The sequence below is a fragment of the Roseovarius sp. M141 genome (assembly GCF_024355225.1).
In the GTDB taxonomy this organism is placed as follows: Bacteria; Pseudomonadota; Alphaproteobacteria; order Rhodobacterales; family Rhodobacteraceae; genus Roseovarius.
The window spans coordinates 513,899-535,943 of record NZ_VCNH01000008.1 but is presented as its reverse complement, the minus strand read 5'-3'; the positions used below and the strand labels follow the sequence as shown (position 1 = coordinate 535,943).

Sequence of the window (22,045 nt, the reverse complement as noted above, 5' to 3'; positions counted from 1 at the left end):
CGATCAGAAAACCGTCGATATAGCCAATTTTTGCTACCTCCACTACCGCACTTCACAGGATACCAACCGTATGGTATGTATTAGATATGCCGAGACCGACCAAACAATCACCCGAGCGCGGCGATGCAGGGGCCCGCCTTCTGGAGGCCGCCCGGGATATCATCCGACAGAAGGGCTTTGCCGCCACATCCGTGGACGATCTTTGTCAGGTCGCGGGGGTCACGAAGGGGGCGTTTTTTTATCACTTCAAGACGAAGGATGCACTTGGCGTAGCGGCTGCGAACCACTGGGCCAAGACGACCGGTGCGCTGTTTGCCTGTGCGCCCTACCACGAACCGGACGACCCTCTGGACCGCGTTCTGGGCTATCTCGACTTCCGCAAGTCCATCATCGGTGGCGAGATCTATGAATACACTTGCCTCGTGGGAACCATGACGCAGGAGGTTCACGATTCTGCCCCCGCCATCCGGGACGCCTGCGCCGACAGCATCTTTGGCCATGCCGCCACGCTGGAAGCGGATATATCTTCTGCAATGAACCGGCGTGGCGTGGTCGCTGACTGGACGGCCGCGAGCCTTGCACGTCACACGCAGGCGGTTCTTCAGGGCGCATTCATTCTGGCCAAAGCCTCGGGCGACTCGGGCATGGCCCGTGAGAGCGTCGATCATCTGGTCCGCTATGTCCGCCAACTCTTTGGTGTTGCCGACGCCGCGATTGAACAAAAAACACCACCAACCAAAGGAGATTTGACCCGTGGAACACGCATCTAAAGTACGGACCTGCCTCTGGTTTTCAGAGCGCGGCATCGACGCAGCCAGGGAATACGTTTCGATCGTCCCGGACAGCCGGATCGATGCGGTACGCGACAGCGGTCAACCGGACGATCCGATGATCGTCGAGTTCACGCTTGCCGGTGCGCCGATGGTCATTCTGACTGCTGGGCCGCATTTCGAACTGACCCCCGCCGCGTCGATTAGCGTGCTGGCCGATGATCAGGAAGAGACCGACCGGCTGTGGAACGCGCTGACCGACAGGGGCGGTGCAGCCGGGCGCTGCGGCTGGCTGACCGATCGCTTCGGCGTATCTTGGCAGATCATTCCCAAGCGCTTGCCGGACCTGCTCGCGCATTCCGATGCAGGCGTCGTGCAGCGTGTCAGGGAGTCCATGATGCAAATGGGCAAGATCGAAATCGCCGCCCTGAACGCCGCCGCCGAACAAGGGGTCGTGCATGGGTGACACGACACGGATCGGTTGCACCTGCGGCCAGACTCGCCTTGAGGTGCGGGGTGCGCCGATCGCCAGCGTCGAGTGCTGCTGTGCATCGTGCCGAGAGGCGGGCGAGAGGTTTCGCCACCTTGAAGGCGCACCTGATATCCTGACGGAATACGGCGCAACGCCTTTCGTCATGTACCGCAAGGACCGCGTGCGCTTTCTCGGGGGCTCTGAGGGCCTGAAAGCGGTCCGCCTGTCGCAGGATGCATCGACCCGCCGCATCGTCGCCACCTGCTGGAACACGCCGGTCTTTCTGGAACTCAAGGGCGGCCACTGGCTGAGCCTCTACGGTGAGCTGTGGTCGGACGGGACGCGTCCACCGCCGCAGATGCGGACGATGGCCTCGAACCTGCCAAGCGGCGCAGTTCTGCCCGACGATATCCCCAATGCCAAGAAACAGAATCTCGGGTTTTTCGCCAGGCTATTCGGGGCGTGGGTCGCTATGGGATTCCGGAACCCGAAGATGTCTGTGACGGGAGAGATCGATGTCTGATGAGGACGAGAAGATCGAGATCGAGAGCGTGACATCCCCGAATTGGTCCGGACGGGTGAGCCGGGCCAAATACACTGCCATGCGTGACGCGTTGCTGCCGATCCTGCCCACCGAGGCCCCCGGCATGACCGTTGCCGACGCAAAAGCGGCGTTGCTGGCGAGCCTGCCGGAAGATCTCTTTCCGGGCGGTGACAAAGCGGGCTGGTGGCTGAAGGCCGTGCAGCTCGACCTGGAAGCCAAGGGTGTGATTGGGCGTGGCGCAAAAGAACCGGTCAGATTGTTCAGGACGGGGAAGTAGCTGATCACCCCGTTAGGGGAGTTAACGCAGATCAGAACGTTTGCAGGGCACCGCCTATGCCGAGCGGTGACTTATGACATCGCCGATCAATTGCGCCTATGCAACGTGCTGTCATTGCTCCAACCGCCGCCGAGCAACAGGGTCCGCGTTCACGACAATGACGGGTCAACACCCCTGCGCTTGCGCCGCCCGTGGTGTCGCAGAACACCGTTAAACCTGATTGCTTACACCCCCGCAGGCCTCTGTCTGGTAGGGCCGTGCGAATCCGCAAAACCTCAAGCCTGTGATGGTCACGGTGAGCGTCCGAATCGCAGCAGCACGGCGCCGGTCAGCGTTGCGGCGGTCGACAGCACCTTGGCCAAGTCCAGCCGTTCCTTCAGGAACACGACACCGATCAGCAGCGCAAAGACGATGCTGGTCTCGCGCAGGGCCGTGACCAGCGCGATGGGCGCTTGCGTAAAGGCCCACGTTACCACCGCGTAGGCCACATAGGACGCCGCCCCGCCCACCAGGAAAGGGACGCGCCCATGGCGTGCGATCCGGCCCAGCGTCGCAGGGCTGCGCAGCGCGAAATATAGCGTCATCAAAGCCGCGTTGATCAGCGCCATCCACGAAAAATAGGCCAGCGCTGATCCCGACAGCCGCGCGCCCAGACCATCGACCAGCGAATAGGACGCGATGAACAGGCCGGTGGTCAGCGCCAGCGCCGCTGCGCCCCCGTTGCGGTACCCGTCGGCGCGCCGCACCACGGCGAGGCTGAGAATACCGATGCCGATGATCGCCACCGCCAGAACCTCAAGCCGCTCCAGCTGCACGCCCAGGACCAGCACCGAGAACAGCGCGACCATCAGCGGCGCCGATCCGCGGGCGATGGGATAGACCTGCGTCAGATCCCCCTTTTCATACGAGCGCATGAGAAATATCTGGTATCCGACATGCAGCACGATGCCCCCCGTCAGATACGGCAGGCTGGCTGGCGCGGGCAGAGGCACGAAGAACAGCGCAAGCAGTGCCCACGGCGTATGGCCGATGACAACGGCTCCCATCGCCGCACGCTTATCCGTGCCGCTTTTGACCAGCGCATTCCAGCCGGCATGCAGGAGGGCGGCGCCCAAAACGGCGACAAAGACTGTGGTGCTCATCGCGCGCCCTTGGTTTGTTCGCGCTGAGCCTAACGTGTTTTGATTTCATTCTGTATCGGGAAGTGTGGCAAAACGCGCGAAATCTTCGAATGTCGTGGGCGTTTTGCATTCAGACAGCTGTCGCAATCTGAATGCAAAACGCGGTGCGCCGGGCGCTGGTCAGGTTGGCAGATGAATTTTGAAGGCCTGCCTGATCGCTGCATCGACCTCGGGGTCAAAGCGCGCGGCAGAGCGTTCGGACAGGATCGCCTCCTTGCGGGTCGTCGCATCGCGGTTGAGATCGGGCTTTTCGGCTTCGTCCCACAATTTCGGACTCATCCGGTTGCCGATTTTTGGGTACTGGTAGTCCGACTGCATCCGCGCCAGCGTTTCGGATGTGCCCAGATAGTGACCCGGCCCGCCGATGCAGACTTCGCGGATTTGCTCCAGTGCCAGCGTCTGGTCATCCACCTCGATGCCGCGCACGCAGCGCTGGGCGTGGCCGATCAGATCATCGCCCAAGATCAGCGATTCAAGGCAGAAGCCCAGCAGGGATGCGTGCATGCCCGCCGACTCGTACACCATGTTAAGCCCCGACAGCCCGGCCATGACGTTTGAGCACATCGATTCCCATCCTGCCTGCATGTCGGGCAGTTTGGCATCGGTGATACCTGCCGCCGCGCCGCCGGGCAGATCGTAGAAACGGTGCATTTGCGCGCAGCCCGAGCTCAGCAATGCCTGCTCGCCCGAGCCGCCGGTCATCGCACCGGTGCGCAGGTCCAGGCCGAATGGCCAGGTGCCGAAGATCGCCGGATGCCCCGGCTTGACCGCGTTGACATAGACAAGACCGGCAAGGCATTCCGCAGTTGCCTGCACGATAGCCCCCGCAATGGTCGAGGGTGCCGTCGCGCCCGCCATGCCGGCGCTCAGCAGCAGCACGGGCATGCCGCCCAGAATGCATTCCTCCATCACGTCGCAGGATTCGGTGGCGAATTTCATCGGCGGCACGACGAAGCAGTTCGAGTTCGACACAAACGGACGCGCGCGCCACGCCTCTTCGCCGCCGGCGATCATGTGCAGCATTTTCATACCCTCGCGGGCAAAGGCGCGCTCGGTGAACGAGACGCCGACATGCTTGGTCGTGCCGGCGCAGCAGGCGTAGATGGTGTTCAGGTCCATTTCCATATTGTCAGCGATATCGCGGCACACCATCGGTCGCTGGACGAAGTGGATATTATCCAGAACGTCCGCAATCCGCGCTGCATCATGCAGGTCCTGCACGGTACATTCGCGATAGTTGCGACCATCGACATCGACCATGTGAACGGCGGCGCCGGCGGTGCCGTAATGCACCCGCGTACCGGACAGTTGCATGTCGTGCTGCGTGTCGCGGCCCATCAGGGTGATGCTGCGATTAGCCTTGGTGATCGTGTCCTCGATCAGCGCGCGGGGGAAACGGATGCGCCCGTCATCGCCCTCGATTGCGCCTGCGGCGGTCAGGTAGGCGACACCGCTGGGCGGCGCGTCGGCAAGGCCGATCTGCTCCAGCGCATCCAGCGCGGTGTGGTGGATGCGCAGCACATCGGCGTCGCTCAGCGGGCTATAACGTCCGCCTTCCATTCCGGGGCGGATGGAGCGCAGCGCCCCGGTGATCGGGGCAGACCGTTCGGCGCGCCGTGCGGCGCGTCCACCGGTGCGGCGGGAGGGGATTGCATTCATGTCGGGACTCATATGTGCAGGGCAGGGGAAAGCGGCGGCGTCAGATGCCGCGCCCCGGCCCGCCGCGTGCGGCGCGGCCTCTGGCGGCGCCGATAGTACGTACGATAAGGACGATCTTGCTGAATGGCGTCATGGCCATCTCTCCCTGTTCTGGGATGATGACGCCATGAAGAAACGGGGACTGTCTGTCCTGATTGCGACATATGTCGCTTTCGGTCTATCAGTCGGCCCGCTTGGCTGCCTCGGATGCCGCACGATCCGGCATTACATACATCGGCCCTGCGCCGGAATGGGGCGACCAAGGCCAGCGGCGCGGCGCCCTGCCAACGATCAAAGGCGTGGCGATCTGGGCTATTCCAATAACAGGCCGAAATTGCTAAGCCCGCCGCAAACCGACGCATCCAGCCCTGCGAGGCCCGCCATGACCAAGATCCAGCTGCACAACACCAAGACCCGCAAGAAAGAGGCGTTCACCCCCCTCGATCCTGAAAACGTGCGGATGTATGTCTGCGGCCCGACCGTCTATGACCGCGCCCATCTGGGCAATGCGCGCCCGGTGGTGGTGTTTGACGTGCTCTATCGCCTGTTGCGCCATGTCTATGGCGAGGGCGCCGTGACCTACGCGCGCAACTTCACCGACGTCGACGACAAGATCAACGCCCGCGCGCTCGCGAATGTCGGGCCGGATGGAGGCGTGACCGCCGAGATTGCCAAGATCACGGAAAAGACGATCCAGTGGTTCCTTGAGGACATGGGCGCACTGGGCGCGCTGGAACCCGGCATGATGCCCCGCGCGACCGAATTCATCCCCCAGATGGTGGCGATGATCGAGGATCTGATCGCCAAGGGCCACGCCTACGCCGCCGAGGGCCATGTGTTGTTCGCGGTCGAGAGCTATTCCAAATACGGCGCCCTGTCGGGCCGATCCATCGACGACATGATCGCCGGCGCGCGGGTCGAGGTCGCGCCCTACAAGCGCAACCCGATGGATTTCGTGCTGTGGAAGCCGTCGACAGATGACTTGCCGGGATGGGATTCCCCTTGGGGGCGCGGGCGCCCCGGCTGGCATATCGAATGCTCGGCCATGGCCTATGAATTACTGGGCGCCAGCTTCGACATCCACGGCGGCGGCAACGACCTGATGTTCCCGCACCACGAGAACGAGATCGCCCAAAGCTGCTGTGCACATCCGGAGAGTGGCTTCGCGCAGGTCTGGATGCATAACGAGATGCTACAGGTCGAGGGCAAGAAGATGTCTAAGTCCTTGGGCAATTTCTTCACCGTGCGCGATCTGCTGGATGGCAATTGGAGCGGTGGCTGGAAAGTTCCGGGCGAGGTGATCCGGTTCGTGTTTTTGAGCACGCATTATCGGAAACCGATGGATTGGACGGCCCGGAAGGCCGATGAGGCCAAAGAAACGTTAAAAAAATGGGCATCAATGGCGGATTCCGAAACTACTGGTGTAGTTGATCCCGATGTACTTTGGGCTCTTTCAGAAGATTTGAATACATGGGAAGCCATCGACCGATTGAATGAGCTTTGTGATCAAGACAAGCGTGCCGACTTAACCGCATCGGCGAATCTACTCGGCTTCGATTTAGACGCTATTGCACAAAGTAGCTGGGCGAAACCTTATCATTACGAGATGCAGGACGGGTCATTTCTAGCCGAGGGCGAAGATTATAAACCTACGGTGAGTGTTATAGGATGGGGCGGTATCTCTGATGAGGTCCGCGATGCATCGCTTGATGTTGTTCATCGGTGGTTAGCTTATAGGCGTCTGAAGGATTGGGAGAATGCGGATCGGCTCAAGTGTGAGGCCTCGGCGCTTGGTGTGGAATTGAGAGCATCAAGATCGGCAAACGGCGTCAACAACGGAACAGCCCAACTCAACAATGCTGTGATAGATCCCGCTAAACTGGACGCCCTGAAATGACCTCGCCACTGAGCGTTAAGGGCAGCCCCCGACCGAGGGTGGGGGTGAAGCCCCCGCCCGTGGGGGCGGTCGGGGGCTGCCCGTGGTTCCCACGGGCGGGGCGCTCGAAACCAAGCGCGCGACTAACAACCACAGATGTAGCCAACGACCGGCAATTGGCCGTGCAGCGCCCGGGGGGCGGTCGGGCGCTGCGCGGCGGCGCGCCAGGGTGCGCCTTGACTCAGCGCGGGCAGATCGCCGGTGTTGCGCCATGACCCGCACCCGCCTCTCCCTCTACGACACCACCTTGCGCGATGGGCAGCAAACTCAGGGCGTGCAATTCTCGACCGCCGAGAAACAGCGCATTGCGGAGATGCTGGACACCCTCGGGGTCGATTATATCGAGGGCGGTTGGCCCGGCGCGAACCCCACCGACAGCGCTTTTTTTGACGCGGCGCCGAAAACCCGCGCGACGATGACCGCCTTTGGCATGACCAAACGCGCCGGTCGCAGCGCCGCGAATGACGACGTGCTGGCCGCCGTGATGAACGCCGGGACCAGCGCCGTCTGCCTTGTCGGCAAGGCGCATGACTTCCATGTCGAGCGGGCCTTGGGCATCACGCTGGCGGAAAACATCGAAAACGTCGCCGCCTCGGTCGCGCATCTCGTCGCAGAGGGCCGTGAGGCGCTGCTGGACGCCGAGCATTTCTTTGACGGCTACAAGGCGAACCCCGATTATGCGCTGGAGGTTTGCCATGCCGCGCTGAGTGCCGGCGCGCGCTGGATCGTGCTGTGCGACACCAACGGCGGCACATTGCCCGCCGAGATCGGGCGCATCACGGCCGAGGTGATCGCGGCGGGCATCCCCGGCGACCGGCTGGGCATCCACACCCACAATGATACCGAAAACGCCGTTGCCGGGGCGCTGGCCGCGGTGGATGCCGGTGCGCGGCAGATCCAGGGCACGCTGAACGGGCTGGGCGAGCGGTGCGGGAACACGAACCTGACGTCGCTGATCCCGACTCTGCTGCTAAAGGAAACCTACGCCAGCACATATGAAACCGGCGTCACGCTGGACGCGCTGGAAAATCTCAGCCGGATCAGCCGCAAGCTGGACGATATCCTGAACCGCGTGCCGATGCGGCAGGCCGCCTATGTCGGCGCGTCGGCGTTTGCGCACAAGGCCGGGCTGCATGCCAGCGCGATCCTGAAAGATCCCTCAACGTATGAGCATATCGACCCCGCGCTGGTCGGCAATGCGCGCATCATCCCGATGTCCAATCAGGCCGGCCAGTCCAACCTGCGCCGCCGCCTGTCCGATGCGGGGATTGAGGTCGCGCCCGGTGATCCGGCGCTGGCCCTCATCCTCGACCAGATCAAGGAGCGCGAGGCAGAGGGCTATACCTACGACAGCGCGCAGGCCAGTTTCGAGCTGCTGGCGCGGCGCGCGCTGGGCATTCTGCCCGAGTTTTTCGAGGTCAAGCGCTACAAGGTCACGGTCGAGCGGCGCAAGAACAAGCGGGACCGGATGGTCAGCCTGTCCGAGGCGGTCGTCGTGGTGAAGGTCGACGGCGAGAAGAAGCTGTCGGTCAGCGAATCCATGGATGATCTGGGCTGCGATCGCGGCCCGGTCAACGCCCTGTCCAAGGCGCTGGCCAAGGATCTGGGCCGCTACCAGAGCGGTATCGACGACATGCGCCTTGTCGATTTCAAGGTGCGCATTACCCAGGGCGGAACCGAGGCCGTGACCCGCGTCATCATCGACAGCGAGGACGGGCAGGGCAACCGCTGGTCCACCGTCGGCGTCAGCGCGAATATCGTCGATGCGTCGTTCGACGCGCTGCTGGATGCGATCAACTGGAAGCTGCTCCAAGGTGCCTGAGCTGAGCCAGGATCTGATCGGTTGTGCAGGCATCGTGCAGCGCGGCGATCCCGACCGCTTTCGTGCCGCCATGGCCGCCTCCGTTACGGCGCGCCCGGTGCTGTTCGCGATCTATGCCTTCAACGTCGAGGTGTCGCGTGCGCCATGGATGACGCAGGAGCCCATGATTGCGGAAATGCGCCTGCAATGGTGGCGCGATGCGCTGGAGGAAATCGTGCAGGGCGCGGTTGTCCGGCGGCACGAGGTGGTCACGCCGCTCGCGGAGATGCTGGACGCCGAAGGCGCGGTCCTGCTGGACACCCTGATCGTTGCGCGCCAATGGGACATCTACCGCGACCCGTTCGAGGACGACGCGCATCTGACGGCGTATCTGGAAAAAACCAGCGGCAATCTGATGCTGGCCGCCGCGCGTGCGCTGGGCCGGGTGGAGGCGTCCGTCGTCATGGACGCGGGCTATGCCACCGGTGTCGCCAACTGGCTGCGCGCCATTCCCGCGCTGGAGGAGGCCGGGCGCGTGCCGCTGTTGGACGGGCGGCCCGAAGGGATCAGGGCGCTGGCAGAGAACGGGCTGAGACGCCTGCGGGCAGCGCGGTCCAACAGGGCGGGTGTCAGTCGCGCAGCGCAACCTGCGCTGCTGGCTGCGTGGCAGGCCGAGGGCATCCTGCGCCGTGCCGTGGCGCATCCTGAACTGGCCGCGCGCGGCGGGTTGGAGCCGTCTCCGATTCGGTCCAGTCTGACACTATTGGCGCGATCTGTCGGTGGGCGGTGGTAGGAATGGTGTTCCGAATGCCATGCGGTATCTTGCGGTAAAATAAAAATCTGTTCCGCTAAATCGCCCCGGGCGGAAACATCTGACGTCTTCCCGCTTGCTGCGCGAACAATCGCAGGGTTGCCTGCGCAGGGCAGTGAACCGCGTTTCGGCCTTCAATCCGCCGCTGCCCGCCCGCCCCCTATGCAAAACCCGATTGTCGCGCAATATGGCGCTCATGTTAGATTCGCTCCCCCTTCCGCCGCATCAGTGGCCTTCGTTCCAGCCTGGTTGGGTCTGGCTGTGCGGTGCCGGCCCCGGCGATCCGGGGCTGCTGACGATCCACGCGCTTAACGCGCTGCGGCAGGCCGATGTTGTGGTCTATGATGCGCTGGTGCAGGAGTGCATCCTGGAGTGGGCACCGCATGCCGAGAAGATCTATGCCGGCAAACGCGGCGGCAAGCCGTCGACGGCGCAGCGCGATATCTCGCTTCGGCTGGTCGATCTGGCCCGCGCGGGCAAGCGGGTGCTGAGGCTGAAGGGCGGCGATCCGTTCGTATTCGGGCGCGGCGGCGAAGAGGCGCAGACGCTGGTGCAACATGGCGTGCCGGTGCGGATCATTCCGGGCATCACGGCGGGGATCGGCGGGCTGGCCTATGCGGGCATTCCGGTGACGCATCGCGAGCTGAACCAGTCCGTGACCTTCGTGACCGGGCACGATCACACCGGCGGCGCCACGGCATCGCTGAACTGGAAGGCGCTGGCCGAGGGCAGTCAGCTGCTGGTGATCTACATGGGGATGAAACACGCGGCGCAGATTTCAGCCTCGCTGATCGAAAACGGCCGCGATCCGGACGAGCCGTGCGCGGTGGTCTGCAACGCCACCACGCCCCAGCAGCAGGTGATCGAAACGACACTGAGCCGCATGGCCGCCGATATCGAGGCCAGCGGGCTGGAGCCGCCTGCACTGCTGTGCATCGGGCAGTCGGTGCTGATGCGCCAGGTGCTGGACTGGCAGGGTCATATGGCCGGGCAGCCGGTGCGCGACATGGACCCGCTGGGCCGGGGGATGTTCGCCGAGGTCGCCTGACCACCATCGCGCTTGCCAAGGCGCGCCAACCTATCTAGCACTCGGCGTCATGACATATGCCGCCCCCCTTCCCGACGACGCCCGCGCCCGCCGCAATGTGACCGTTCTGGTCATGGCGCAGGCCCTATTGGGGGCGCAGATGCCGATGATCTTTGTCGTCGGCGGTCTGGCGGGGACGGGTCTGGCCAGTAATCCGTGTTTTGCGACCTTGCCGATCTCGATGATCGTCATCGGCTCCATGCTGTCGGCGACGCCCGTTTCGGCGATCATGCAGCGGTATGGACGGCGCGTCGGGTTCTTCGTCGGGACATTCGGTGGCGCGCTGGGCGGCGCCGTGGGCGCCTATGGGTTGTATGTCGCGTCCTTTCCGCTGTTCCTGCTGGGCAGTCTTCTGACCGGCATGTACATGAGCGCGCAGGGTTTTTACCGCTTTGCCGCCGCCGATACGGCCAGCGATGCGTTCCGCCCCAAGGCGATTTCCTATGTTCTGGCCGGGGGCCTTGTCAGCGCCATCATCGGGCCTCAGCTGGTCAAGGTGACGGCCGAGGCGATGGTCGTGCCGTTTCTGGGCACCTATATCGCCGTCATCGTTCTGAATGTCGTCGGTTCGGTCCTGTTTCTGTTTTTGAACATCCCCAAGCCGCCCGTGCCGGATGAGGACGCGCCGCGCGGGCGTTCGCGGCTGGAGCTGCTGAAGACACCGCGCATCGCCGTCGCGGTGATCTGCGGGATGGTGTCCTATGCGCTGATGAACCTCGTGATGACATCGACGCCGCTGGCGGTGGTCGGCTGCGGGTTTGATGCCGGGCGCGCGGCGGATGTCGTCACCGCGCATGTTCTGGCGATGTATATTCCGTCCTTCTTTACCGGCCATCTGATCGCCCGGTTCGGGGTGGAAAAGATCCTGGGCGCCGGGATCGCGATCCTTGCCGCGGCCGGGGTGGTTGCCCTTCAGGGCGTCGATCTGGAGAATTTTTTCATCGCGCTGGTGCTGTTGGGCGTTGGCTGGAATTTCGGTTTTATCGGGGCCACATCCATGCTGGCCGGCGCGCATGAGCCGCACGAGCGGGGGCGTATGCAGGGGCTGAACGATTTGCTGGTCTTCGGCGGCGTTACCGTCGCCTCGCTGGCGTCGGGCGGGTTGATGAACTGCTCGGGCGGCAATGCGCAATCAGGCTGGATGGCGGTCAATCTGGCGATGGTGCCGTTTTTGGTGCTGGCCGGCGGCGCGCTGATCTGGCTGGTGATGCGGCCAAGGGACGACATGGCCTGAGGTCCGGCGGCCCCCGGCAGATCAGCGTTTAGGTTTACCCCAGCCCCAGCTTATCCGCCATGAAGGCCAGCGCCACCTGCAACCCGTCGGGGGCGATGCCGTGGCCGGTGCCCTTCATCACGTGGGCGTAGACATCCTTCCAGCCCGCCGCTTGCAGCGCCTCGGCGGCCTCGGGCAGGGATTTGACCGGAACCACGTCGTCGGCGTCACCGTGCACCAGCAGGATCGGGGGGCGGCTGACGACCTCATCCGCCAGCAGTTCCGGGCGCAGCAGGCGGCCCGAGAAGGCGACAATGCCGGCGATCTCGTCCTCGCGGCGGGGTGCGACATGCAGCGCCATCATCGTGCCTTGGGAAAAGCCGAACAGAACGACCTGTTCGGGCAGGACGTCCTCGTCCACCATCAGCGCATCGAGAAAGGCGTTCAGATCGTCCGAGGCGGCCAGCAGCCCGCGCTCGGCCTCTTCTTCGCTGCTGCCATCGATCCAGGGGATCGGGAACCACTGAAATCCGTTCGGCATGCCGGGAACGGTTTCCGGCGCGTCGGGCGCGACGAACAGGGTGTCGGGCAGGTGGTCGGCCAGCGGATCAGCAAGGCCCAGAAGGTCTGGACCATTGGCGCCGTAGCCGTGCAGGAACACCACGATGGATCTTGTTTCGCCCGAAATCGGCTCTTTGCGGCCAGCGTTCAATACACGCGTCATCTGATGCCTTCCCTTTGTTTCTGGGTACGGTAGTAGGCCCAAAGCAGCCGCGCGGCAACTGATCTCCAAGGGCTCCAGGCCGCCGCAATCTCGCGCATGGCGCGTTCCTTGGGGCGGTCCGGCAGGTCATAGAGGATGCGCGCCGCCTCCTGCAGGGCCAGATCGCCATGGGCGAAGACATCGGCGTGGCCAAGGCTGAACATGGCGTAGATTTCCGCCGTCCACGTGCCGATGCCGGGCACCTGCGTCAAGGTTTTTATCACGTCGCCGCTGGAGGCCGTGCGCAGCGCGTCGAAGTCTATGCCGGCGCGGGCCAGCTCCTGCGCATAGCGGATCTTCTGGCGGCTGAGGCCGGCAGCACGCAACCCGTCCTCACCGGCGGCAAGGATCGGGGCGGGGGCGGTCAGGTTTGCGGCTTGCATGCGCGCCCAGATCGCATTGGCGGACGCGACGCTGACCTGCTGGCTGACGATGGCCGACAGCAGTTCGGCAAAGCCGTCTGGTCTGCGGCGCAGGGGCAGGGGGCCGGTCAGTGCATAGGCGTGCGCCAGCCGCGGGCAGGTGGCGGCAAGGGCGGCGGCGTCCGTGGCGACGTCGTCCATTGTTTCGATGGTGCGGCTCATCGCGCGGGCGCCCATTCCAGCGCCTCTGCGACAGAGGCCGCGCGCGGGGCGTCGGGTGGGGCGGGGCGGTCGATCATCAGCACGTTCAGCCCCAGTTGGCGCGCCGCCGTCAGCTTGGTCACCGCCCGCGTGCTGCCTGTGTTGCGCGTGACCAGCCAATCAATCTCGAGGCGTTGGAACAGCGCGATCTCTTCCTCCACCGGAAAGGGCGGGTTCTGGATCAGGTATTGGCCGTTCGGGAAGGGAAAGGGGGCGTCCGGGGCGCCGATCTGGCGACAATAGACATGCGCGGCCCTGAGTGCGGCAAAATGCGCCAGCCCTTCGCGCCCGGTGGCGACAAAGACGGTGGCGCCGGGTGGAATGTGTTTGGCGGCCTCCGCCTCGGTCAGGACATGGGTCCAGCGGTCGCCGGATTGGGCGCGCCATTCGGGGCGCCACAGCAGGCAATAGGGCAGCCCACGCTCGGCGCAAATATGGGTGGCCTCCTGTGTTGCATCTGTTGAAAACGGATGCGTTGCATCCAGCACGGCGGTGATGGCCGGGTCGTTCAGGCAATCGGCGAGCGTCCCGCGTGCGGGGGCGATGGGCCAATCGCGCGCGATGCGCCCCTCGCCGGGCAGCCAGACGGTGAAATCCGTGCAACGGTCTGCCAATGCCTCGGCAATCTGGCGCGCCTCGCCGGTCCCGGCCAGTAAGAGTAGGGTCAAGGGGGGCATCCTTGGGACGGGTGGATCGGTGTGCAGCGTTTCATAGGCCGTCAAGATAGCCGCCCCATTGCGCGGCGCCAATCGGCAAACTGGCAAAATACCGCAGCTTTGGCGTTGCGGCGCGGCGTGCGCGTTCCCACATGCTTTGTGTAATATCTAAGGAGAGACGCGATGCAATGTCCCGTGGACGGTACAGAACTGGTGATGACGGATCGAACAGGGGTCGAAATCGACTATTGCCCCCAATGCCGGGGTGTCTGGCTGGACCGGGGTGAGCTGGACAAGATCATCGACCGCTCTGCTCCCGAAGCGCCGCCGCCTGCACCTGCGCAGACGCGTCAGGCGCCCGATCGCGGGTATGATGATCGTGACTACGACGACCGTCCGCGCAAGCGTAAAAAACGCGGTGGTTTTCTGGAAGATATCTTCGATTTCTGACCCTGCACCGCGATGCGAATTGGAAAGAGCAGGCACAAGGCCCGCTCTTGTCCGTCGTCCAGATTTTATGCCGTGTCAGACGCGGGCAGATGCGCCGCGCGGCCCTGCGATGAGCCATGCAATAAAGCCCAGCACCGGCAGGATGAAGATCACAAGCGTCCAGACGACCTTGGCCAATGTGGATGCTGACGAGGTGAGCGTCTGGTAGATCGCGTAGATGTCCAGAACCAGAATGATGAGGCCGAAAATGCCATATTCCATTGCGTCTCTCCCAAATAAGGCGTTCGGGATGAAACGCGCCTGTCTGGCAAATGGTTCCGGCCCTACGCCAACCGCCTGCCGCTATCTTTTGCGCCGTTTCACATTTCCGCCGCGTTGACCGGGCCTGCCCGCTGTCGACCTGCCCCGGGTCGTGGACCCCGCTGAAACCGCCGCCTCGACCGCGGACTGGCGGGCAAGCGGATCGTCGGAGAGCACCAGATCGACGGCCTCGAGCCGCTTCACCTCGTCCCGCAGGCGCGCGGCCTCTTCGAACTCGAGATTCTCGGCGGCCTTGCGCATGTCAGTGCGCAGGGCGTCCAGATGCGCGGCCAGATTGGCACCGTGCAGCGGCTTGTCGATCTTGGCGGTGACGCGGCTCATGTCGACGTCGCCCTTGTAGAGACCGGCCAGAATATCCTCGACGTTCTTCTTGACTGTCGCCGGGGTGATGCCGTGTTTCTCGTTATAGGCGATCTGTTTCTCGCGGCGGCGGTCGGTCTCGCCCATCGCGCGCTCCATCGAGCCGGTGATGCGGTCGGCATACATGATCACGCGCCCTTCGGCGTTGCGCGCCGCGCGCCCGATGGTCTGGATCAGCGATGTTTCAGAGCGCAGGAAGCCTTCCTTGTCCGCGTCCAGAATCGCCACCAGCCCGCATTCGGGGATATCCAGACCCTCGCGCAGCAGGTTGATGCCGATCAGCACGTCAAAGGCCCCCAGACGCAGATCGCGCAGGATTTCGATCCGCTCGATCGTGTCGATTTCCGAGTGCATGTAGCGCACCTTGATGCCCTGCTCGTGCATGTATTCGGTCAGATCCTCGGACATGCGTTTCGTCAGGGTCGTCACCAGCGTGCGGAAACCGGCGGCAGTGACACGGCGCACCTCGTCCAGCAGATCATCGACCTGCGTGCCGACCGGGCGCACCTCGATCATCGGGTCCAGCAGGCCGGTCGGGCGGATCACCTGTTCAGTGAACACCCCGCCGGTCTGCTCGATCTCCCATTTCGCGGGGGTGGCAGAAACGAACACCGACTGAGGGCGCATCGCGTCCCACTCCTCGAATTTCAGGGGGCGGTTGTCCATGCAGCTGGGCAGGCGGAAACCATGCTCGGCCAGCGTGAACTTGCGGCGATAGTCGCCCTTGTACATCGCGCCGATCTGCGGGACGCTGACGTGGGATTCGTCGGCGAAGACGATGGCGTTGTCGGGGATGAATTCGAACAGGGTCGGCGGCGGCTCGCCCGGGGCGCGACCCGTCAGGTAGCGCGAATAGTTTTCGATGCCGTTGCACACGCCCGTCGCTTCCAGCATTTCCAGATCGAAATTCGTGCGCTGCTCCAGCCGCTGTGCCTCCAGCAGCTTGCCCTCGCCGACCAGCTGGTCAAGCCGGATGCGCAGCTCCTTGCGGATGCTGATGATCGCCTGCTGCATCGTCGGTTTGGGCGTGACGTAATGGCTGTTGGCATAGACGCGGATCTTGTCGAAGCTGCCGGTCTTCTCACCGGTCAGCGGATCGAATTCGATGATCGCCTCCAGCTCGTTCCCGAAAAAGCTGAGCCGCCATGCGCGGTCTTCCAGGTGGGCGGGGAAGATTTCGAGGCTATCGCCGCGCACCCGGAAACTGCCGCGCTGGAAGGCGGCATCGTTGCGCTTATACTGCTGGGCGACCAGATCGGCCATCACCTGCCGTTGGTCGTAATCGGCGCCGACGATCAGATCCTGTGTCATGGCGCCGTAGGTTTCCACGCTACCGATACCGTAGATGCACGACACCGACGCGACGATGATCACATCGTCCCGTTCCAGAAGGGCGCGCGTGGCCGAGTGGCGCATGCGGTCGATCTGTTCGTTGATCTGGCTTTCCTTCTCGATGAAGGTATCGCTGCGCGCCACATAGGCTTCGGGCTGATAATAGTCATAGAAACTGACGAAATATTCGACCGAGTTGTTCGGAAAGAACCCCTTGAACTCGCCGTAGAGCTGCGCCGCCAGCGTCTTGTTCGGGGCCAGAATGATGGCGGGGCGCTGGGTCTGCTCGATCACCTTGGCCATGGTATAGGTCTTGCCGGTGCCGGTCGCGCCCAGCAGAACCTGATCGCGGTCACCGTCCAGAATGGCCTGGCTGATTTCGGCGATGGCGGTGGGTTGGTCGCCCGCCGGCGAGAATTCTGTCACCAACTCGAACCGCTTGCCACCCTCCAGCTTGAGGCGCTGGCGCACGTCAGGCGCGGGATTAGCCAGAACCGGCGGCTGGCTGTCGGAATGGGCGTAGGGCATCGGGTACTCCTTCGGGCATGCCACACTTGATGCTTTTTCCGCAGCATTCAACCCGTAGCGCCGGGCGCACCCCTTTGCGAAAGCGGTTTATTCGCGCGGCAAAGGCACTTATACAGGGCAAGCCCGATACCTCATAAGATCCGGACACAGACATCATGCAGCTCGTTCTTCACGCAGGCGCCCATTTCACCGATGAGGACCGGCTGCTGAAATGCCTGACCGCCAACCAAAACATGCTGGCCGAGCGGGGCACACAGGTACCCTATCCCAAGGACTACCGGAAACTGTTGCGCGACATCCTGCATGCCGCCGCGCAGGGGACCATCGCCGATGACACCCGCGAGGTGCTGTTGGACGCGATAGGGTTTGATGACGCGCCCGACCGGCTGGTGCTGTCCAATCCCGGATTTTTCGGCACCCCGAAAATGGCGGCGTCAGGCGGTGCCTTCTACACGTCCGCCATGCGGCGCACGCAGTATTTCCGCGAGATCTTTGCCCGCGACGAGATCGAGCTGTTCTTTGCCGTCTGCAATCCTGCCAGCTTCCTGCCCAAGATTCTGGCACAGACAAAATTCGATAATATGATCGGCTATCTGGACGGAATCGATCCTACCGAAATGCGCTGGTCCGATATGATTGTGCAGATGCGCAGCGCAATTCCCGACATCCCGATCACGGTCTGGTGCAACGAAGACACGCCCCTGATCTGGGGCCAGATCCTGCGCGAGATGGCGGGTGTCGAACATGGCGTGCCGCTGGATGGCGAGCATGCCCTGCTGCGCGAGATCATGACGAAGGTCGGCATGACCCGCTTCGAGACGTATCTGGAGCAGCATCCAGGCATGACCGAAATGCAAAAACGGCGCACCATCTCGGCCTTTCTGGATAAATTCGCCGACGAGGCGGCCATCGAAGAAGAGCTGGACCTGCCCGGCTGGACCGAAGACCTGATCGACGAGCTGAGCGATCTTTATGACGAAGATGTTTACCGTATCGGACGCGTTCCCGGCATCACTCTGATCACACCCTAATCACGCTTGCCAAGCGGCGCGCACCCTGTTAGGTGGCCGATCGGCGCCCCTATAGCTCAGCTGGTAGAGCAACTGATTTGTAATCAGTAGGTCCGCGGTTCGAGTCCGTGTGGGGGCACCACTTAACTTGGATAAGTGACCGATTTTGCTGCATAGACAGCATATGGAGCTTTCTCGCATCCCCCTAGATATCCAGGCCTAGGGGCGTTGATGCAAACCACGCCAGCTACTCCATAGAATCCACGACATTGCGCGATTCTCGGCCCGGCGCGTTCACCAGCTTGCGCAGTTCCACCGTTTCACCGCTGCGCCCGCCATGTTTCCAGTTCGGATGCGCATAGCCCGGCTTTGCGCTGCCGCCTGCGCCGTGCATCCGGCAGACCGCCCAGCCCCGAACGGCAGGGTCGCGGCATGGCTTGCCGCTGCGCTTTGATTTTGCGCTGCATCTGGGCGCAGCATTTGCCCGATGCATGGGGTCTGCGCCACTTTTCGTCCCTGCCCCGCCCCCCATGATTGACGTTTCCAACAACCGCCTGCGCGCCCGGTTCTACAGTGACGCGCTCCACGCGCACCGTCTGTTGCCCTTTTGAGCGATACCGTTTCAACGTATCCATCTGCGCCGCGAAGTTTCGGGCGGTCTTGTTCAGCGCGCGTTCGGCGGAATCCGGTTGCTGGGTATTGTCAACGCGATTGAGCCGCCGCGCCATCATCATCGCCGCTTGATGCGTCGTAGCCATCTGCATCAACGCGGTTGCCTTGCGAGCCTAGCGTTGCGGCCTGCGACAGCAGCCCGGATGAAACCGTTTCATGGACGCTGGCGCGCACGATGCGGCCCCAGCTACCGCTGATTTTAATGCCGAGCACGCCATCGGCGCTCCAGTCCAGCGCGGCGCGGGGCGGTTTGCGTTTTTCCGTAGCTGCGGGATGCTTCTCAGAATTTCTGAGGTCATTTGCCATGTCTGATTTCCTTATGTTTGATCCATTCTTGCGCGATACCGCACCACATCCGCCTGTCTGGCGCGTGCCGTTCCCAGTCTGATAGCTTGCGCCACTCATCCATCGATACAACGCGGCCCGTCCCTGTGAGCGGATGCCCGGCAACCGATACGCCCTGCCGCGTTTGGTGGTTTTCCTGCATTTGCGTCGGTCGCGGTGTGGGGGCGGGCGTTTGCCCACCCTGCACATTGACTGCAAAGCTAGCCCTCCCGCCAAGGCCCTCTGTTCTCTATTCCTGTTATGGAGTGTCGGTTGGCGGATCGCACAGTTTACGATTGCAAGACTCGAACTCAGCACCGCAGCCCCGAGCGCCTGAAGATATCCGTCATCGATTCTTGTCATGCAGTAGGCCATCCGGCAGGTTATGAGGGCTGAATTATAGGAAAATACGTTATATTTCAGATATTTGATGAAAATATGCGTTTTCTATAAAAAGGGGGTTGCGGGTGTAGTGAACTGGGACTAGAACCCCCTTCACCGGCGGTGCTGAGGTGCTGATCGGGACACTGGACGGGATGACGGGGCGGTGCTCTGGAGGCCTTGACGGTGGGGAAATTCGGGGATAGGTGGTGCGGACGGCGCTTGGTAGTTTAAGCGTGGTCTGTTAGATTTGTCTTCTGGGGCTTTTAGTCCCGACGCTCTTTGAAATTGATATTATCTGAAGAGATATGTGGGCGGTTTGGTTCATTCGATGAACTTACAACTGTACATATGTCGCGCTACTAGGGGCAACCCGATGATGTAGTGTCAGCTTCACTGTTTGGCAGGGTTTTCGGTTTCTGATGAAACTGGAAGCACAGACAAACAGTCTGCTTCAACCTTTGCCGGTTGGAGCAAATATGTGCAGAGGTTCGAACGTCAAGGATAAGCTGGTAACAGCTTTTCAACTTGAGAGTTTGATCCTGGCTCAGAACGAACGCTGGCGGCAGGCTTAACACATGCAAGTCGAGCGCACCTTCGGGTGAGCGGCGGACGGGTTAGTAACGCGTGGGAACGTACCCTTTTCTAAGGAATAGTCACTGGAAACGGTGGGTAATACCTTATACGCCCTTCGGGGGAAAGATTTATCGGAGAAGGATCGGCCCGCGTTAGATTAGATAGTTGGTGGGGTAATGGCCTACCAAGTCTACGATCTATAGCTGGTTTTAGAGGATGATCAGCAACACTGGGACTGAGACACGGCCCAGACTCCTACGGGAGGCAGCAGTGGGGAATCTTAGACAATGGGCGCAAGCCTGATCTAGCCATGCCGCGTGAGTGATGAAGGTCTTAGGATCGTAAAGCTCTTTCGCTGGGGAAGATAATGACTGTACCCAGTAAAGAAGTCCCGGCTAACTCCGTGCCAGCAGCCGCGGTAATACGGAGGGGACTAGCGTTGTTCGGAATTACTGGGCGTAAAGCGTGCGTAGGCGGATCAGCAAGTTGGGGGTGAAATCCCGGGGCTCAACCCCGGAACTGCCTCCAAAACTGTTGGTCTAGAGTTCGAGAGAGGTGAGTGGAATTCCGAGTGTAGAGGTGAAATTCGTAGATATTCGGAGGAACATCAGTGGCGAAGGCGGCTCACTGGCTCGATACTGACGCTGAGGTACGAAAGTGTGGGGAGCAAACAGGATTAGATACCCTGGTAGTCCACACCGTAAACGATGAATGCCAGTCGTCGGGCAGTATACTGTTCGGTGACACACCTAACGGATTAAGCATTCCGCCTGGGGAGTACGGTCGCAAGATTAAAACTCAAAGGAATTGACGGGGGCCGCACAAGCGGTGGAGCATGTGGTTTAATTCGAAGCAACGCGCAGAACCTTACCAACCCTTGACATAGATATCGTAGTTACCAGAGATGGTTTCGTCAGTTCGGCTGGATATCATACAGGTGCTGCATGGCTGTCGTCAGCTCGTGTCGTGAGATGTTCGGTTAAGTCCGGCAACGAGCGCAACCCACATCCCTAGTTGCCAGCAGGTTAAGCTGGGCACTCTATGGAAACTGCCCGTGATAAGCGGGAGGAAGGTGTGGATGACGTCAAGTCCTCATGGCCCTTACGGGTTGGGCTACACACGTGCTACAATGGTAGTGACAATGGGTTAATCCCCAAAAGCTATCTCAGTTCGGATTGGGGTCTGCAACTCGACCCCATGAAGTCGGAATCGCTAGTAATCGCGTAACAGCATGACGCGGTGAATACGTTCCCGGGCCTTGTACACACCGCCCGTCACACCATGGGAGTTGGGTCCACCCGAAGGCCGTGCGCCAACCTTTCGAGGAGGCAGCGGACCACGGTGAGCTCAGCGACTGGGGTGAAGTCGTAACAAGGTAGCCCTAGGGGAACCTGGGGCTGGATCACCTCCTTTCTAAGGATTTTCCTAGCATCTTGAGCTTGCTCTTGATCGTGGAAAACTTAGCAGATCAGCAAACAAAGCTGATCACATCAGTCAGGTTCACATGTTGGATCTGATTTGGGCCGAGCCGTCCTCATATCTCTTCAGAACAGTTTTCAGGCCTACCGGCCTGTTTGGGTCGGTAGCTCAGGTGGTTAGAGCGCACGCCTGATAAGCGTGAGGTCGGAGGTTCAAGTCCTCCTCGACCCACCAACGTCATTCTTCGCGAATCGAAAATGACGGGTGCGGCAGTCGATTGCGCAGCAATCGACGAGAGCACAAGACAGCATCCATACGCGCCGCGATTTGCTTCGCAATTCGCTTTCCGCGCTCGTGCGTTTCGCCTGCGGCGAAGCCACACTAGGGGGCCTTAGCTCAGCTGGGAGAGCGCCTGATTTGCATTCAGGAGGTCAGCGGTTCGATCCCGCTAGGCTCCACCATAGCTTAATCGCAAGGCGATTAAGCGGAACAAGCCGAAAGTCGATTGCGCAGCAATCGACGCAGGCGCCCCAGCAATACTTGATTGTACCGTTAAGCACTGTGCGCAGTTCTTAACCGTCCAATCGGACGAATTGACATCGTAAAGAGAGATACAATAACAACACTGTTGGTGTTCGCGCGTTAGCGATCCACCTCGGTTTGGTGCTGGCGGATTTCGATCCAAAAGCGAGCGTATGACGTGGTTGCTTCCTCGACTGCCCATGCGTCTGCCTACTGAAAAGACGGTGTTGTCCAAGTCAAGTACACTAACCCGGATACAGTTCTGCACGGTTCTGTATCCTGTGGGATCCGCGAGGATCGCACATTGTCTGGCCGCAT

The 22,045-nt window shown here is 61.8% G+C and carries 20 protein-coding genes, 3 tRNA genes and 1 rRNA gene; 15 read left to right on the top strand and 9 right to left on the bottom strand.

The features are described from left to right. The first annotated feature begins 86 nt into the window (after window positions 1–86). From FGD77_RS06730 to FGD77_RS06715, 4 genes are read left to right on the top strand one after another with little or no spacing between them, the layout of a single operon-like run. Window positions 87–770 carry a TetR/AcrR family transcriptional regulator gene (locus FGD77_RS06730; protein WP_255007689.1) on the top strand — a complete coding sequence of 228 codons (684 nt, stop codon included), beginning with the start codon at window positions 87–89 and terminating at the stop codon, window positions 768–770. Continuing rightward, window positions 754–1,236 carry a VOC family protein gene (locus FGD77_RS06725; protein ID WP_255007686.1) on the top strand — a complete coding sequence of 161 codons (483 nt, stop codon included), beginning with the start codon at window positions 754–756 and terminating at the stop codon, window positions 1,234–1,236. The genes FGD77_RS06730 and FGD77_RS06725 overlap by 17 nt, the downstream gene beginning before the upstream one ends. Next, window positions 1,229–1,765 (top strand): GFA family protein, encoded by a 537-nt coding sequence (locus FGD77_RS06720; protein WP_255007683.1) that lies wholly within the window; start codon window positions 1,229–1,231, stop codon window positions 1,763–1,765. The genes FGD77_RS06725 and FGD77_RS06720 overlap by 8 nt, the downstream gene beginning before the upstream one ends. Beyond that, a complete protein-coding gene (locus FGD77_RS06715; protein WP_255007680.1) occupies window positions 1,758–2,063 on the top strand; it encodes a hypothetical protein in 306 nt (101 codons plus the stop codon). Before FGD77_RS06720 ends, FGD77_RS06715 begins: the two co-directional genes overlap by 8 nt. Before the next feature lie 290 nt (window positions 2,064–2,353). Here the strand turns inward: FGD77_RS06715 and FGD77_RS06710 are convergent, their stop codons facing one another. After that, a complete protein-coding gene (locus FGD77_RS06710) occupies window positions 2,354–3,205 on the bottom strand; it encodes an EamA family transporter (protein WP_255007678.1) in 852 nt (283 codons plus the stop codon). Window positions 3,206–3,364: 159 nt separating this feature from the next. Next, the gene (locus tag FGD77_RS06705) at window positions 3,365–4,903 is read right to left on the bottom strand and encodes a trimethylamine methyltransferase family protein (RefSeq protein ID WP_255007676.1); all 1,539 of its coding nucleotides are present in this window, start codon (window positions 4,901–4,903) and stop codon (window positions 3,365–3,367) included. Between the two features lie 421 nt (window positions 4,904–5,324). Between FGD77_RS06705 and cysS the strand changes: the two genes are divergently transcribed. The 5 genes from cysS (at window position 5,325) to FGD77_RS06680 (ending at window position 11,811) form a co-directional block, all read left to right on the top strand. Beyond that, window positions 5,325–6,839, top strand: coding sequence for a cysteine--tRNA ligase (gene cysS, locus FGD77_RS06700; protein ID WP_255007674.1), 1,515 nt, complete (start codon window positions 5,325–5,327; stop codon window positions 6,837–6,839). A 250-nt stretch (window positions 6,840–7,089) separates the two neighbouring features. Then, entirely contained in the window at window positions 7,090–8,700 is a 1,611-nt protein-coding gene (gene cimA / locus FGD77_RS06695; RefSeq protein ID WP_255007672.1) for a citramalate synthase, read from the top strand. After that, window positions 8,693–9,472: a squalene/phytoene synthase family protein gene (locus tag FGD77_RS06690; RefSeq protein ID WP_255007670.1), complete on the top strand. Its 780-nt coding sequence runs from the start codon at window positions 8,693–8,695 to the stop codon at window positions 9,470–9,472. The genes cimA and FGD77_RS06690 overlap by 8 nt, the downstream gene beginning before the upstream one ends. 214 nt (window positions 9,473–9,686) lie before the next feature. Further along, window positions 9,687–10,538 (top strand): uroporphyrinogen-III C-methyltransferase, encoded by an 852-nt coding sequence (cobA, locus tag FGD77_RS06685; protein WP_255007668.1) that lies wholly within the window; start codon window positions 9,687–9,689, stop codon window positions 10,536–10,538. 49 nt (window positions 10,539–10,587) lie between these two features. Beyond that, window positions 10,588–11,811 (top strand): MFS transporter, encoded by a 1,224-nt coding sequence (locus FGD77_RS06680; RefSeq protein WP_255007666.1) that lies wholly within the window; start codon window positions 10,588–10,590, stop codon window positions 11,809–11,811. A 34-nt stretch (window positions 11,812–11,845) separates the two neighbouring features. Here the strand turns inward: FGD77_RS06680 and FGD77_RS06675 are convergent, their stop codons facing one another. The 3 genes from FGD77_RS06675 to FGD77_RS06665 are packed head-to-tail and all read right to left on the bottom strand — an operon-like array spanning window position 11,846 to window position 13,844. Beyond that, window positions 11,846–12,514, bottom strand: coding sequence for an alpha/beta hydrolase (locus tag FGD77_RS06675; RefSeq protein WP_255007664.1), 669 nt, complete (start codon window positions 12,512–12,514; stop codon window positions 11,846–11,848). After that, complete coding sequence (locus FGD77_RS06670) at window positions 12,511–13,137, bottom strand: DNA-3-methyladenine glycosylase (RefSeq protein ID WP_255007661.1); 627 nt, start codon at window positions 13,135–13,137, stop codon at window positions 12,511–12,513. The genes FGD77_RS06675 and FGD77_RS06670 overlap by 4 nt, the downstream gene beginning before the upstream one ends. Next, on the bottom strand, window positions 13,134–13,844 hold the full coding sequence (locus FGD77_RS06665; RefSeq protein ID WP_255007659.1) for a precorrin-6A/cobalt-precorrin-6A reductase: 711 nt from the start codon (window positions 13,842–13,844) through the stop codon (window positions 13,134–13,136). Before FGD77_RS06665 ends, FGD77_RS06670 begins: the two co-directional genes overlap by 4 nt. 171 nt (window positions 13,845–14,015) lie before the next feature. Here FGD77_RS06665 and FGD77_RS06660 point away from each other — a divergent pair, with 171 nt between their 5' ends. Further along, a complete protein-coding gene (locus tag FGD77_RS06660) occupies window positions 14,016–14,282 on the top strand; it encodes a zf-TFIIB domain-containing protein (protein WP_255007648.1) in 267 nt (88 codons plus the stop codon). 75 nt (window positions 14,283–14,357) lie between these two features. Here FGD77_RS06660 and FGD77_RS06655 read toward each other — a convergent pair whose 3' ends face one another. Together FGD77_RS06655 and uvrB are read right to left on the bottom strand one after the other, a co-directional pair. Then, window positions 14,358–14,543: a PLD nuclease N-terminal domain-containing protein gene (locus tag FGD77_RS06655; protein WP_255007646.1), complete on the bottom strand. Its 186-nt coding sequence runs from the start codon at window positions 14,541–14,543 to the stop codon at window positions 14,358–14,360. Between the two features lie 81 nt (window positions 14,544–14,624). Further along, on the bottom strand, window positions 14,625–16,823 hold the full coding sequence (gene uvrB / locus FGD77_RS06650) for an excinuclease ABC subunit UvrB (RefSeq protein ID WP_255007643.1): 2,199 nt from the start codon (window positions 16,821–16,823) through the stop codon (window positions 14,625–14,627). 155 nt (window positions 16,824–16,978) lie between these two features. On the opposite strand from uvrB, the gene FGD77_RS06645 reads away from it, so the two are divergent. Together FGD77_RS06645 and FGD77_RS06640 are read left to right on the top strand one after the other, a co-directional pair. After that, window positions 16,979–17,854 (top strand): hypothetical protein, encoded by an 876-nt coding sequence (locus FGD77_RS06645; RefSeq protein ID WP_255007641.1) that lies wholly within the window; start codon window positions 16,979–16,981, stop codon window positions 17,852–17,854. A gap of 45 nt (window positions 17,855–17,899) precedes the next feature. Beyond that, window positions 17,900–17,975: transfer RNA gene (locus FGD77_RS06640), tRNA-Thr, on the top strand. Between the two features lie 105 nt (window positions 17,976–18,080). Here the strand turns inward: FGD77_RS06640 and FGD77_RS06635 are convergent. After that, window positions 18,081–18,326, bottom strand: coding sequence for a hypothetical protein (locus FGD77_RS06635; protein ID WP_255007639.1), 246 nt, complete (start codon window positions 18,324–18,326; stop codon window positions 18,081–18,083). 209 nt (window positions 18,327–18,535) lie between these two features. Continuing rightward, window positions 18,536–18,811 (bottom strand): hypothetical protein, encoded by a 276-nt coding sequence (locus tag FGD77_RS06630; RefSeq protein WP_255007637.1) that lies wholly within the window; start codon window positions 18,809–18,811, stop codon window positions 18,536–18,538. A 923-nt stretch (window positions 18,812–19,734) separates the two neighbouring features. Between FGD77_RS06630 and FGD77_RS06625 the strand changes: the two genes are divergently transcribed. The 3 genes from FGD77_RS06625 to FGD77_RS06615 all read left to right on the top strand — a co-directional run bounded on the left by FGD77_RS06625 (window position 19,735) and on the right by FGD77_RS06615 (window position 21,666). Further along, window positions 19,735–21,199: ribosomal RNA gene (locus tag FGD77_RS06625) — 16S ribosomal RNA — on the top strand. Between the two features lie 163 nt (window positions 21,200–21,362). Further along, window positions 21,363–21,439, top strand: a tRNA-Ile gene (locus FGD77_RS06620). A gap of 151 nt (window positions 21,440–21,590) precedes the next feature. Next, window positions 21,591–21,666, top strand: a tRNA-Ala gene (locus tag FGD77_RS06615). Window positions 21,667–22,045 lie beyond the last annotated feature (379 nt).

Excerpts from the sequence above, each read along its gene's own strand:
- FGD77_RS06630 (WP_255007637.1), bottom strand. The coding sequence starts at position 18,811 with ATGGCAAATGACCTCAGAAATTCTGAGAAGCATCCCGCAGCTACGGAA.
- FGD77_RS06655 (WP_255007646.1), bottom strand. The coding sequence starts at position 14,543 with ATGGAATATGGCATTTTCGGCCTCATCATTCTGGTTCTGGACATCTAC.
- FGD77_RS06710 (WP_255007678.1), bottom strand. The coding sequence starts at position 3,205 with ATGAGCACCACAGTCTTTGTCGCCGTTTTGGGCGCCGCCCTCCTGCAT.
- cobA (WP_255007668.1), top strand. The coding sequence starts at position 9,687 with ATGTTAGATTCGCTCCCCCTTCCGCCGCATCAGTGGCCTTCGTTCCAG.
- FGD77_RS06645 (WP_255007641.1), top strand. The coding sequence starts at position 16,979 with ATGCAGCTCGTTCTTCACGCAGGCGCCCATTTCACCGATGAGGACCGG.
- FGD77_RS06715 (WP_255007680.1), top strand. The coding sequence starts at position 1,758 with ATGTCTGATGAGGACGAGAAGATCGAGATCGAGAGCGTGACATCCCCG.
- FGD77_RS06660 (WP_255007648.1), top strand. The coding sequence starts at position 14,016 with ATGCAATGTCCCGTGGACGGTACAGAACTGGTGATGACGGATCGAACA.
- FGD77_RS06720 (WP_255007683.1), top strand. The coding sequence starts at position 1,229 with ATGGGTGACACGACACGGATCGGTTGCACCTGCGGCCAGACTCGCCTT.
- uvrB (WP_255007643.1), bottom strand. The coding sequence starts at position 16,823 with ATGCCCTACGCCCATTCCGACAGCCAGCCGCCGGTTCTGGCTAATCCC.
- cysS (WP_255007674.1), top strand. The coding sequence starts at position 5,325 with ATGACCAAGATCCAGCTGCACAACACCAAGACCCGCAAGAAAGAGGCG.
- FGD77_RS06730 (WP_255007689.1), top strand. The coding sequence starts at position 87 with ATGCCGAGACCGACCAAACAATCACCCGAGCGCGGCGATGCAGGGGCC.
- cimA (WP_255007672.1), top strand. The coding sequence starts at position 7,090 with ATGACCCGCACCCGCCTCTCCCTCTACGACACCACCTTGCGCGATGGG.
- FGD77_RS06675 (WP_255007664.1), bottom strand. The coding sequence starts at position 12,514 with ATGACGCGTGTATTGAACGCTGGCCGCAAAGAGCCGATTTCGGGCGAA.
- FGD77_RS06680 (WP_255007666.1), top strand. The coding sequence starts at position 10,588 with ATGACATATGCCGCCCCCCTTCCCGACGACGCCCGCGCCCGCCGCAAT.
- FGD77_RS06670 (WP_255007661.1), bottom strand. The coding sequence starts at position 13,137 with ATGAGCCGCACCATCGAAACAATGGACGACGTCGCCACGGACGCCGCC.
- FGD77_RS06705 (WP_255007676.1), bottom strand. The coding sequence starts at position 4,903 with ATGAATGCAATCCCCTCCCGCCGCACCGGTGGACGCGCCGCACGGCGC.
- FGD77_RS06635 (WP_255007639.1), bottom strand. The coding sequence starts at position 18,326 with ATGCATCGGGCAAATGCTGCGCCCAGATGCAGCGCAAAATCAAAGCGC.